Genomic DNA, 13,695 nt, shown 5'->3' with positions numbered 1-13,695 from the left:
AAAATTATAGTTCCTATTATACCATGGCAAAATTATATGATGATAGGTAATTAAAGGTTTATTTTGATGTAGACTCAAACTGTACAAACGTAAATTAAACTACGTATTAACTGTACAAGAAGTAAACTGAACTTTGATATTATGGGGAATAGTTAGTTATTTAATCGTTTTATTGATTATTATTTATAAATACACTCAATAAATAGCATATCTAATTTACAGAAGATTTTTATAAAAATTTATAGCGAATTAGTATTTTAAAATTCCCCTTTTATTATTAAAAGGAATAAGCTGCAATTTGTTGGAAGATTTAAACTAAAATGGTTCCTAATTGATTATTGTATTCAAGTTATAAAGCTAAATAGATATTTGATAAGTAGAAGATTCATAAATAAATTAGTTGGGAATTAAAGGGAAAAAAAGTAGAAATAACCTTAGCTCAGACGAGGCTTTTCAACACAGACATAGGATTTTTTATATAAGGGTTTTTGTAATTTTATGTTGATTTAACTATTAACCTAAATTATTTAAAGGTTTGTTTATCTAGCAGTATTTATAAGATATATTATTTAGACCTTTTTTTCCTTCAATAATACTTTCCTGGGTTTGTTATCCTTCAGAAGAATTAAATTCTAATTTGTAAGATATACATAAAAATAAACTACCCTCAATGGCTTTGCCTTGAGGGTAGTTCGTTACGTAGACTGAAATTAGTCTATTTCTTTACCAGTTTTAAAGTTTTATTTCCCTGTGCTTGGTTAATAAGCGTAAGGAAGTATACCCCTTGTGGTAAACTGTCAATATTGAGGATATGATCTTTACCAAGTTCCTGATCTAGATATTGAGCACCTTTTAGGTCATATACCTTTATCGTATGTTGCTCATCTTTTGCTAATCCTTGGATAAATACCTGTCCTGTCGCAGGATTCGGGAATAAAAAGATATTTTCCGGTGACTCATTAGTTAGACCTTCAATAGAAGAACTTAGCGTATTTCCTTTGGTAGACCTTCCCGGTACTTTACTGAATTCCCAGGTAAGTAAATTCACTACGTTCACTTCCCCGTTATGACGGAAATCGATTACGATGTCATTATCCTCTTTTAGTAGATTTGTTGGAATTGGGATTTCCAAAGTCCCGAACCATCTACTTCTGTTCTGATCCCCACCCCTCCAATCGATAGGGGCTTCTATCTCGGTTCCGTTAAATACTAGCTTTTTAATACTTAAAAAGCTATTTGGATCGTTATCTTCATCGTTAAATAGGTTTGCTGTTACTTTTAGCATGGCTTCCGCCTGTGCTGGGTTAGAAGGTACGGTTACCCCGTTTACAGAAAAACTATTGTCCCCTGGTTTAATCTGTACCCGCTCATTGTTACTAACCGCCTCACCATAGAACTTCTTCTCAATAGAATTCTGGTTGATGCTGATGTCACTAGCATAGGTATATTTGATAATCATAGTCCCATCTGCTGCTAACTCTACAGAACCTGGGGCAGTAGTACTTGTAGTATTGTCTAGCTTTACGTCCCTTATCCCGGATAAGTATAAATGCTTTGTATTTACACTTTGCAAGTTAGGGGTGTTACCAAAGAAGTTAAGGTTAAGGTCCCTGGCTATGGGTTCTAAGTTGTTTAAAATTAAATAAACGTCATTCCCATCAATATAAGCATCTACTTGGATATCAGGATCGGTAGACTTGGTATCTACCCGGGTACCTTTTACTTCTGACCAAAGTTCGAACCATTTGATATAGTCACTCCATTCCCATTCACCATCGCCATCATCATCCCGTAGCATTTTGTATTGGTACCTATATTCCGGGGTACCATCCCCGTTCGTATCCGTATCCCCCCACTGTGCTTTAGTAGGGGTAAATGGCATGGTAAGTTCAATATAGTCCGGTCTTTCTAAGAACTGCATTAGCATGGCACTAAAGGGTTTCATGATCTCCCAGTCATACCGGGTATCATGCGGTTTGAAATCCCAGGAACCATTTACCCCTCCGTATTCTGAAATTACGACAGGCTTTCTATTTTCTGCTCCGTTTTTAGATACGTCATACCATTCTAACATTTCCAGGGTAGCTTCCACGTGTCCACCCCTTCTGGTCACACCCCCGTTGTTGTCATAGGTAGGCCAATCATATAAATGTACTGCATAAAAGTCCATGTTCTTACCGGCAGTATCCATAAAACCTTTCCAGATAACATCCCACTGGAACCATGGTTGTGCTCTATCTACAAAGAAAGAAGGTTTGTCCACCTGGCTGATTGCATAATCTATTGCTACCTGGTCACCGGGTGTATTACCATAGAAATTCTTAGGGTAGTCTACATTTTTAAACCTGGAGAAACCGTCTCTTCTAAACAGGTCATGAAGCCCCCAGGTCATACCCCCAATCTTAGGTGCCTTGCTACCCAACTTCTCTTTGACCCCTTTGGCAACCAGGTTATGGTATTCGAAGATATCTTCCCAACTGGACATCATAAACTGTCCTGTGTTCAACACAAAGTCAGGTTCGTTGATTACCTCCCAGTACTTTGGTAGGGGCATTTCATTGTTATCTTCTGTTGAAAAGAATTCGTCCATATACTGAACTACCCATTCCGCAGAAGTTTCAATATCTTGAGGAATCCAAATAGTTCCATTGGCACGTCCCCAAGTGGAACCACTAGGGTGACGATAGGACAAAGTAGGATAGGTAGGGTGGGGGTTGGTACCCATGATCATACTCTGTATCTTATCTTTAAATTGCACGCGGTTCTCATCAACGAGGCGGTCTTCAAAAAAACCACGCCAAAACCCTAACATGTTAGATAAGCTATCCCTGTCGTGTTTGTTACGCCTGTCCGGATCTGCCGGGGTAAACCCAAATAAGAAAGATGCGTTACCATTATCCCTACCAAAATAAGCATCCAGGTCATCGATAAGGTATTTCGCTTTGTCCATTTCCCCTTCCCAGTCACCTTCATATAGATTGGAATGTATGGTAATGTGTCGTTCCCTTCCGAAGTCCGAGACTCCGTTTACCGAATGTTTGATATCGACGTTCACATCGACTTCGACATTTTGAGCTATACCTACTATCGGGAATAGTAAAAGAAGCGGTATATAATAGAATAGTCTGTGTTTTTTCATAGTTAAAAATTAAAATATTGAATTATGCAATTTATATTAGTTTAATAATATTTTGTTCCTCAAATTATCAGATCAAAATATGTAAGATGATGATACTTTTGATATCACATGATTTTAAAAGGTATGCCATAGATTACTACTAGCGATCGTTTGAATCCGTACTATTGGAATATCTGCTACTTAGTGAACTATTAAATAAGGAATGCTAATAGGCAGTATAATACCTTAGAAATTTTTTAGATAAAGAATTCTTTATCAAGTTTGTGTTAACTGTAGTCATAAGTAGATATTTGTTAATTAAAATTTAAAGGAATATAAACCCTTACTATTGTTTCTGTTCTTTTTAAGGCTAAATTATTATTCAAAAATTTTTACCTAATAATTAAAATTCGATTAATTATTTCCAAAGTAAAAAATGCCTTTTGAACATATATATGTATAAAATATGAGTTATATAAGAAGTAATTAGCCGTAGCATTTCTCCGAAAAATTATAGTTTATATAATACAATGGTAAAATTATAGGATGTACGTAAATAGAGGTTTATTTTAACGTAGACTGAAACTGTACAAATGTGAATTAAACCACATATCAACTAGACAAGAAGTGTACTGAGTTTTAATTTTTTATGAAATAGGTAATAATTTAAGTGTTTTATTAACCATTATTTATAAATATACTATTAAAAATAACATATTGAATTCACATAAAATTTTATAACGGGTCATAAGATTTTAAATTTCCCTTTAATTTATTAATTAAAAAAGCGACTTTTTGTAGGAAATATTATTTTAAGTGAGTCCATTTGAAGGCTTATAGCATCAATTTTCTTAAGTTAGTTTTATAAAACGATAACCAATGATTTACATAACCCAGTTAATTTATATCAAAGAAGGGCAGGAAGTGGTTTTTAATTAGTTTGAAGCTGTGCAATTCTAATAATATTAAAATACAAAGGTCGGCTAAGCTTTAGAATTCTTCCAAGTAAAAATTATATTATAGAAAGTAATATGGAGATATCGTTTGAAATACACTTGGTAGAATTTAATACCCAACAAGATTTTAATAATTTTAAACTCGACAAAGAGCGAAAGAAGTTTTTACACTTAAAAGAGCAGACCATACAGTCCTCTATTTTAATACAAAGAAGAAGATTGGATTAAAATCTCCTAGTAGTTATAGTTTAGATAGGGTAGTAGCATTAAATTGAAAAATTATGAAATTTATTATCGATCAAAACCTCTTAGTAAAATCTAGTTCAACATTTATAATAAAAATTATAGTCTTACTTTTTATACTTTTTCAGTTTAATACCAGTGCACAGGAATCAACAAAATATACCTATCAATCTAAAGGACTAAAAATTGAGAAGTTAAGTAGAAATACCTGGTTACACACTTCTTATATCAAAATTCCAAAGTATGGGGATTTTCCTTGTAATGGATTAATATTTGCTCATAAAAAGGAAGTAATTGTATTTGATACGGCCATTAATGATTCAACCACGGTAGAATTAATAAATTGGATTACAGAAGAAAAAGGGTTTAAGATAAAAGCAGTTGTAATCAATCATTTCCATAAAGACTGTCTGGGAGGTTTGCAAGAATTTCATAGTAGGGATATACCTTCTTATGCTTATAAAGAAACTATTACCTTAGCTAAAAAGAATGAAGAAGTAGTACCTCAAATCAGTTTTGATAGAGAAATTAATTTAAAGATCGGTACAGAAGAAGTCATAAATTCCTATTTTGGTCCGGGTCATACTCATGATAATATCGTCAGTTACATTCCTTCTAAAAATCTTCTTTTTGGGGGTTGTTTAATAAAGGCATTGCATTCTGGAAAAGGAAATTTGGCAGACGCTAATACTCAAAAGTGGTCAGAAACCGTTATAGCCATTAAGAAAGCTTATCCTAATTTAAAAAGGATTATTCCCGGACACGGTCAATACGGAGGGGTAGAACTTTTAGACTACACCATTGATAAGTTTAAATTGGATGATGATAAATAGTTTAGAAAGAAAAATTAGGAGTTCCAGTGAGAAAAAATAATTTGGCTGATTTGTTGAAATAATTCAAATGCCAGGTTTAGTTAAAGAAAATTTTTAAAGTTCGGTTTTTGTTTAATTAAAGAAAAATGGAAAAGTGAAGGGCTTGGTTTAGCTAAATACATTTCTATTAAAAAAACAGATTCCATATAAAACTATCTACAACAATGACAAGAAATATGGCTACTCTACGAAATTGAAACTATTTTTAGCCAAGACGTTTAAACATATACCTTGCTACACTCCACATAGGCTCAAATGTATACAAAAGGTAAATCTTGGTTCACTCCCCAAAAAACTAGAATAAGGATAAAAACCGATTGCTAATTATCTATTTATGGACAGAATAGCATATTTCCATTCCGCCAAATATAAATATCTTGCTCTGTGGACACATGCCATAGCCGCTCGCAGATTAATATTAATTACAACAAATAAAATAAAAAATCACAGAAGGCAAAATGTAAACTCTATGGCTCAAAAACTTAATCAAATTACGTTGTATGATAAACCATTATTCTCTTGGTATCAATTATCTACGCCCATAGAGAAAGAATTAAGTTTACCTTCTGAATCTTGTTTTGCCTATATTCTTCAAGGCGATCATCAGGATGTAACAAAATCGGGGCTTTTTGCTACAACAGGAACTGTCATTCTTTCATTATGTGGCCGAACAGTTGAACGTAGTTTCTTAAAAATTGAAGCTGGATATATAAGTACTATTATTGTTCATTTCAATCAAAAAGTACTACAAGAAGTTTTTGCTGGTGAAAAGCCAAAGTTTTGGAAGGAATTAGGTCATCCCTTGAAGAAAGACAGCTTTCAAGAAGATGCTTCGGCTTTAATAAAAGCCTATTTTATGAGTGTTGCCAAATTTTTTGAACATAAAACAGCATTGAGTGAGGATATTTTAGTTGTTAAGTTAAAAGAAATTATTCTGCTCCTTCTGCAAACCGAAGAGTCTTCACACTTGAATTTAATTATAAGACGTCTATTTTCTGATAAAACTTTTTCCTTTAAGAAAGTCATCGAGGCTAATTTGTATGAACCCTTGGACCTTCATCGTTTGGCAGCTATGACTAATAACAGTATGGCTTCTTTTAAAAGGAAATTCAACAAAACGTATGATGGCACACCGGCTAAATACATCACTCAAAAAAAGTTAGAAAAAGCATGTAGTTATTTAGCTCTTTCTCAGAATTCCATAAAAGAAATCTGCTATGATTGTGGGTTTATCAATCCATCTAGTTTTTCTCGAATGTTTAAAAGTGAATTTGGTTATTCTCCTACTGAGTTCAAAAAGAACCTCAATGAATGATCATTGAACCCACTGGCAAAGATCGAATCACAATTCGATAATAAATTTGCATCAAAAAGAATATGAAACATTCAAAATTGATGCGTGCTATCATTTTTAGAGATTATGGGAACCCTCAGAAAGTATTAAAACTTGTAAAAAATCGTAAAATCCCAATACCTAATAAGAATGAAGTTTTAGTGAAAGTTGAATGTGCTTCAGTCAATGCAGCTGATAGGCATATCGTGCGAGCTAATTATCTTATTATTCGGTTGATTTTTGGATTGTTCAGACCTTCTAAAAACAAGAGAATCTTAGGAATGGATATAGCGGGAACTATTCTAAGCATTGGGCGAAATGTTAAAGGTTTTCAAGTAGGTGACGCAGTGGTAGCTGACATTCGAAAATCCTATGGGGGAGGCTATGCAGAATATGCCACTGTTCATAAAAAGTACCTGGTAAAAAAAACTGAGGGAGTTTCTTTTGAACAAGCTTGTACCGTGCCTATTTCTGGTCAAGCTGCCATGATGGGAATGATTCTCTATTCGATCAATCTAGGTAATAAAGTGCTGGTCAATGGTGCCTCAGGTGGTGTGGGGTCTTTTGGCATTCAGATAGCAAAAGCTCAGGGAGCCTACGTAACAGCAATCTGTTCTACTCAAAAAATTGAGGTGGTAAAAAGTTGGGGGGCAGATGAAATTATCGACTACAAAAAAAAGGATTCAATAAAAGCATTAATTGGAAAAGAGTTTGATGCCGTATTTGATACCGCATCCTTTGAATGTCCAGGCCGATACAAACAGATTTTAAAGAAAAGTGGTAGATATGTATTAGTTGGAGGTGATTTTTATAATATGCTTAAAGTAAAATCTCTTGGTCGATTTGATCGTGGCAGTCAAAAATTTATGGCTTTAACTCAAAAGGTTGAGGTTACCAAAAATATTAAAACAGTACTTGAGATGATTGCCGATAAAAAGATAAAACCAGCAATACAAAAAGTTATTTCACTAAAAGACGTGCCCGATGCTCTTCATAGTCTTGAGCAGCGTACCGTAGTTGGTAAAATAGTTGTAGATTTAAATAAGGAAGTCTAAACCTTTCCATAGGAAAAAAATTGGTGCTAACTTGTATATAAAATCATTACCGCCAATCGACAAGATATACTTCCTATACTAATCATTAGAACTCATAAAGAGCGTATCCCTTAGTTTAGCACAGTTATTCACATAGAGTTATATTAACGAAGTTAATAATGATGTAAGTGATTGATTTTCTTTTCTTTTTGCTTCTTTTTCTTTTCTTTGTTGATAACCTTAATAATTGTGGATAACCACCCAACCGATAAAGGTGAATTAAGAGCGTTGCAAAGTTTTTAGACTTATCCTCCGATTAAATCCTTTATCGGTTATTTCTGAAACAGTATCAAATGGAAATTCAGGTTTTTAGGCCTAGTATCAGGGTTTCGATTGTTGTTCAGATTCTTGGGTATGTTATCACTAAAAATATCTGATTATGAATAAACAAAATTTTTCTAATTTTATTGGTATCGACATCTCTAAATTAACGTTTGATGTAGCTATTCTGATCAATTCAGAGTCCACTTCTTACGTTTTTGAAAATACTGTCAAAGGGATTAAAGCTTTTCTGAGATTACTTAAAAATCAAAAGATTGAACTCTCAAAAACCTTGATATGTATGGAACATACAGGTGTTTATAGCAAATTGATCATTACAAAATTGATAGAGAAACAAGCAAATCTTTGTGTAGAGATGTCTCTTAAGATTATAAGAAGCCTTGGACTACAAAGAGGTAAAAACGATCAAATCGATGCTATTCGTATTGCAAAGTACGCTGCAAAGAATCACGAAGAACTAGAACTTTATAAATCAATACCCGAACTATTGGAGAAGATTAAAACATTAATAACCATTAGGGAGCGTTTGGTAAAGAGTAAAACAGATTTAACCAAATATCCCAAAGAACTTAAAACATTTGCTCCAGAGTTAGGTAAATTGGCTGAGAAAAACATTAAAAAAACAGTAAAGACATTTACCGATGAAATCAAAAGGATTGAACAGGAAATTCACAAACTGATACTCTCTGATGATAAATTAAGTAAGACGATCAATTTAGCTACTTCTGTTACTGGTATCGGGAAAATCACTGCACTACACCTAACCATATACACCAACTTCTTTACACGATATCAAAACCCAAAGCAATTAGCTTGTTATTGTGGCGTTGTACCCTTTGAACACTCTTCTGGCACTAGTATTAGAAAAAGAGCTAGAGTAGATCATATGGCTAATAAAACACTAAAAAAACAACTGCATTTATGTGCACTATCAGCCAAGACCTATGATCCGGAACTCAATGCATATTACGAGCGAAAAGTCGAGGAAGGAAAACCAAAAATGCTTGTTATTAATAACATAAGAAATAAACTAGTACATAGAGTCTGTGCGGTGATAAGAAAACAGCAGCCTTATGAAAAAAAGACTGCCGCTTAAATTTTAACTTTTAATACTTGGTTTTAACATGGAAATCGGAGTATGAGTTTGGATGTATGGTCTGCCTAAGCGAACCCCAGTTCTCCCCCGTCACTACCAGTAGTGGAGAACCAGCTACTACTTGTACAGCTTCAGGTAGAATAGTAAATTTCCACACCGATAAGATATTTCATATCTTGCTCCGTAATAATATATCATAGCTGTCTGCACATTGTGCGCAAGTTGAACAAATTAAACGCTAAGAATGAAAAAAACACTGAATGATTTGACCAAAGACGACTGGAATACACTTTTTCCTATCGAATTGGTTGAACATAATCCACAATGGAAAACTATGTATGCAGAAGAAAAGAAACGAATCATTGACAAAATTGGAAACGAAACAATTTTGCGTATAGAACACTTTGGAAGTTCATCAATTCCTAGTATTAAATCAAAACCTTATATCGATTTAATAATTGAAATACCAAAAGAAAAACTTTTTGACGAGAATCTAATTGCTCAATTTACTGAATTAGGATATTCTCATTTTGTAGTTCCGAATAGAGAGAATATTGAGACGTATTCAACTTTTGGAAAAGGATATAATGTGGATGGAACAAAAGAACAGATTTTTCACATTCACATGTGTCCAAAAGATAATATAATGTGGAGACAAATTGATTTTAGAGATTATCTTTATTCAAATGAAAAAAAAGCCAAAGAATACGAAAGTTTAAAATTGGAATTAGCTTCAAAATTTAAAAATGATCGAGGAGCTTATGTTTTAGGAAAAACTGACTTCATCAAAGAAACATTAGAGTTTATAACCAAATAAAACCAGCTTATGACGATTTGTGTAGTTCACTAGCTCCTTTTGTAAAGTAAACTTAACATAAAAAACATTACCTGCATACATAGAATAATATAGACAGAATTTAACCAACAACTATAAATGTAAAATATAATAGCAATTCAAATAATATAAAATACGTACGGCAATTGAGGCTTAAATGAAAGTCCTGTTCTAATTTTTAAAGTCGCCAAGTTTAAATTCGGTATTTCTGTAAAATAATAAAAACATCATCAATATATCTAGCTTAGTGCTAAGTTAAAATATATTACTTATCAACTATGATGATCACTTTTCCGTTATGATAAAAAGCCAATGGCAACTGAAATATTGTCAAAATACGGATTTAATAAAGAAATGATTTTCGGGATTTTAGAAGCGGATAACGAAGATATTTGGATTGGTGCTCTAGATGGCGTTTATCGATATAATAAAGATACCATTCACGCCTTTAAAGGTTAAGAGTGAAAATAGGAGTAGAGTAGTAGATGATTTTATAGTAAAATCTATTCAGAATTGATTTGAATTTAGGATATAAAAAGTAAGTGTAAGGAATAATATTGTCATAGTTCAATTAAAACTTGAAATAATCTACTAAGCGAAGAAAAATACTTGGTACTTCTAAAGCTATAGCAAAATTGGGATAGTAGATTTTTAATTTAAAGCTTTTGCACATTTTCCTAAATTACAATTCGAAAATATAAAGTAAGCGTATATTTATATACTAGTGTCCGATTAAAACACATAAAAGTTTATAAAGCATAGTGAAATAAGGTAATCCCAAACTTTAAAGCATTTGGAGTTTGCTTTTTACTGTTTAAAAGGAATTTGTTTTTTACTTGAATAATTTTACAATATTGATTTTTCATATTATAATAATAAGTCTTGAGTCTTGATTCTAGAAGCGATAGCGATCTTGAATCTTTACCGGACATTAATAATTCAAATACGTAAATCACTCCAAACATCTACTACTAAACACCCCCCTACATCTCTACAATAATAAACTCAGACCTTCGGTTTAATTGATGTTGGGACTCACTACACGGAATACCATTAGCACATTTATTGATGAGTTGCGTTTCGCCGTAACCTATAGCTTCAATAATACGATTAGAACTAATACCTTGCGAGATAATATACGCTTGTGTAGCTTTTGCCCGTTGGTCAGATAAATCAAGGTTATACGCATCAGAATCCCTTGCATCCGTATGAGAAGCAATTTTAATTTTCATTTTAGGATATTGCTTCATTAAGAGTACAATCTTATTTAGTTCAATTGCTGCATCATTTCGTACGTTTGACTTGTCCAAATCAAAATAAATAATTCCAATTTTAATCTTTAACAACCCGTTTTCTTCAACAATTAGGTCATCAACCGTCTCTAATAAAATAGAACGATCGGTTACTCCGGTTTCATCAGGTATAGTTACTTGTTCTTCAGCAGGACTGTAACCTTTTTTAGAAATTTTTAAAACATATGATGTACTACAATTAATTTGTTCTTCAAAGAAAAAATTACCATTTTGATCACTTAAAGTTTCAGCGGTGACAGTTCCGTTTTGAGTAAGTAGGGCAACCTTGGCATTCTTCAGAATTTGTCCGTTTTTCTTATTTTTTACCGTTCCGGTAATGGATTGCGAACAAGAGGTCTCTAACTTTTCAAAAGAATAAATATCATCATCTCCTTTTCCACCTTTTCGGTTAGAGCAAACAAATCCGGTGGTATGGTCTTTAGTAATAAACCCAAAATCATCCAAATTACTATTCATTCCCGGCCCTAAATTTTGGGGTAGGGTAGCGGTCTGATCAAAAGAATATTTAAAAACATCCAATCCCCCTAATCCCAGATGTCCGTCTGAAGCAAAATACAATATTTCATCCTTAATAAAAGGAAACATTTCCCGGTTGGGCGTATTGATGATGGGTCCAAGATTACGAGGTGAAGAAAAAGTGTTGTCCGGAAGGATATCTACCATAAAAATATCAGTTTCACCAATAGATCCGGGCATATCCGAGACAAAGTACAACTTAGTACCATCTTCACTTACAGAGGGGTGTCCTACTGAATAGGAATCACTATTAAACGGAAGCTCTTCGATATCCATCCAATCAACAGAACCTTTATCCGTACTACGCCGTGCACGATACAACTTTAAATGATTGGTACCTTCCTTATCCCGTTTCAAACTACCGTTGTAGTTATTTCGCGTAAAATATAGGGTTTGACCGTCCGGAGAAAAAGCAAGTGTAGCTTCATGGTATTTTGTATTGATTTCCCTTGAAAATTCTTCGGCTTCTAATACGTCCGTACCTGTCGTATTTAGTTTTCCGATAAATAAATTAAGATAAGGTTGCTGATTCCAACCGTAAGTACGCTTTTTATAATAAGAAGAATCAATTGCCGAAGCATATACCAACTGATCTTCAAAATACATCGGACCAAAATCCGATAAAGCAGTATTTACTGATATGTTCTTTAATTCATATTCAGGCTGCTGCGCTACTATTTTTTGAATGTTCGTAACATTGGGAGAAGTGCTAGTAGTTGTACTTGTCCGGTTCGTATAACGCTTCATCCATTTTTTAGCCTGTCCGTAATCTCCCATTCCTTTCAAAGATTGTGCATATCTAAAATAATAGTCAGAAGTTGCTTCCTCCGGAAATTGAGAAAGTAAAATGTCATACCATTTTGCCGCCCCCGGCATATTAGTATTAAAATAGTGTGCATCTCCTGCATTCTTTAATGCTAGTGCCGTATAGTTTCCGTTTTTCAATCCTGATTCATAAGCTTCTGCCGCTTCCTTATACCACATTTTCTCAAAGAGGGCATCTGCATTTTTAAACTTTTTCTGACCGTAACCCATCGTTTGCAGAAAAATTAAAGAGTAACATAAGTATTTTAAGTTCATAGTTATCAAATTAAAAGAATCGTGGAGATTTAAGACGTTGTTCTTGTGTTTTTAATTCAAATCGAATCATAATTTCATGACTACCTGTAGTAAAACGTTGCAACTCGGTAGTTGTATAGTCATACGCATAGCCTACTAATAAACCGGGGGTAATTTGAAACCCAGCCAATCCGCTTACCGAATCATCCCAGCGATAAGAAAGCCCTAAACGAACCCGTTCGTGAAACATAAAATTAGCAGATAGATCTACAATTAGCGGAGCCCCAACAACATGCTTTACCAGCGTAGCAGGTTTAAATTTAATAGTATTCTTAAGGTCAAAAACCAATCCTGCAATCAGGAAAAAATGCAATCGCTCAGAAGCTACAGAATTCTGGATATCATCAAAATGCTGATCCGTAAAAAAGTTGGGAATGGAAATACCAATATAACTTTTTTTACTATGCAAGTATAAACCCGCACCTACGGTAGGTAAAATTTTATTATCAATATTTTGTAACAAAGCATCAGGATTCTGAGATTGACCCCGTGACCAGTCTATGCTAAATAACCGGCCTCCGCCTTTAATCCCAAAAGATAGTTTATGTGTATAAGAAGCCTGAATAGTATAAGAAAAGTTAAGGTCAATAAATTGTTCATCAGATGGCCCGATACGATCATTGACTATAGATAATCCCAATCCTGCTTTTTTACCTATCGGTGAATCCACCGTTAAAGTTTGGGTTCTCGGTGCACCGTCAATGCCTACCCACTGCGAACGGTGAATAGCCACTACGTTTAAAAATCCTCTCGAGCCAGCATAGGCAGAATTTACACTTAACGTATTGTACATATATTGTGTAAACTGCGGGTCCTGTTGTGCTTTTCCCTTTAAGTACATAAGTAAGGTACATAGAATTAATGCACTTTTTAAAACTACTTTCATCGGGTTATTTTTTATTATTTGTAGTGCCATTC

9 protein-coding genes are annotated in these 13,695 nt (G+C 33.7%); 6 read left to right on the top strand and 3 right to left on the bottom strand.

Going from position 1 to position 13,695, the window contains the following annotated elements:
- Positions 1 to 715: 715 nt before the first annotated feature.
- Complete coding sequence (locus NBT05_RS15685) at positions 716 to 3,139, bottom strand: T9SS type A sorting domain-containing protein (RefSeq protein ID WP_265770835.1); 2,424 nt, start codon at positions 3,137 to 3,139, stop codon at positions 716 to 718.
- A gap of 1,216 nt (positions 3,140 to 4,355) precedes the next feature.
- On the opposite strand from NBT05_RS15685, the gene bla reads away from it, so the two are divergent.
- The 6 genes from bla (at position 4,356) to NBT05_RS15655 (ending at position 10,288) form a co-directional block, all read left to right on the top strand.
- Positions 4,356 to 5,150 (top strand): subclass B1 metallo-beta-lactamase, encoded by a 795-nt coding sequence (gene bla, locus NBT05_RS15680; RefSeq protein WP_265770834.1) that lies wholly within the window; start codon positions 4,356 to 4,358, stop codon positions 5,148 to 5,150.
- Between the two features lie 373 nt (positions 5,151 to 5,523).
- The gene (locus NBT05_RS15675; protein WP_265770833.1) at positions 5,524 to 6,504 is read left to right on the top strand and encodes a helix-turn-helix domain-containing protein; all 981 of its coding nucleotides are present in this window, start codon (positions 5,524 to 5,526) and stop codon (positions 6,502 to 6,504) included.
- A 62-nt stretch (positions 6,505 to 6,566) separates the two neighbouring features.
- The gene (locus NBT05_RS15670; protein WP_265770832.1) at positions 6,567 to 7,577 is read left to right on the top strand and encodes an NAD(P)-dependent alcohol dehydrogenase; all 1,011 of its coding nucleotides are present in this window, start codon (positions 6,567 to 6,569) and stop codon (positions 7,575 to 7,577) included.
- Between the two features lie 418 nt (positions 7,578 to 7,995).
- The gene (locus NBT05_RS15665) at positions 7,996 to 8,994 is read left to right on the top strand and encodes an IS110 family transposase (RefSeq protein WP_265770831.1); all 999 of its coding nucleotides are present in this window, start codon (positions 7,996 to 7,998) and stop codon (positions 8,992 to 8,994) included.
- Between the two features lie 244 nt (positions 8,995 to 9,238).
- Positions 9,239 to 9,811 carry a GrpB family protein gene (locus NBT05_RS15660; RefSeq protein ID WP_265770830.1) on the top strand — a complete coding sequence of 191 codons (573 nt, stop codon included), beginning with the start codon at positions 9,239 to 9,241 and terminating at the stop codon, positions 9,809 to 9,811.
- Positions 9,812 to 10,141: 330 nt separating this feature from the next.
- Positions 10,142 to 10,288, top strand: coding sequence for a hypothetical protein (locus NBT05_RS15655; RefSeq protein WP_265770829.1), 147 nt, complete (start codon positions 10,142 to 10,144; stop codon positions 10,286 to 10,288).
- A 524-nt stretch (positions 10,289 to 10,812) separates the two neighbouring features.
- On the opposite strand, the gene NBT05_RS15650 is transcribed toward NBT05_RS15655, so the two are convergent.
- Positions 10,813 to 12,738 carry an OmpA family protein gene (locus NBT05_RS15650; protein WP_265770828.1) on the bottom strand — a complete coding sequence of 642 codons (1,926 nt, stop codon included), beginning with the start codon at positions 12,736 to 12,738 and terminating at the stop codon, positions 10,813 to 10,815.
- A gap of 10 nt (positions 12,739 to 12,748) precedes the next feature.
- Positions 12,749 to 13,693, bottom strand: coding sequence for a type IX secretion system membrane protein PorP/SprF (locus NBT05_RS15645; protein WP_265770827.1), 945 nt, complete (start codon positions 13,691 to 13,693; stop codon positions 12,749 to 12,751).
- Between the last annotated feature and the right edge of the window lie 2 nt (positions 13,694 to 13,695).

Origin of the sequence: Aquimarina sp. ERC-38, assembly GCF_026222555.1 — a bacterium.
Lineage (GTDB): Bacteria > Bacteroidota > Bacteroidia > Flavobacteriales > Flavobacteriaceae > Aquimarina.
Note: the sequence above shows the minus strand (reverse complement) of the source record. Positions and strands in the feature narration are given on the sequence as shown.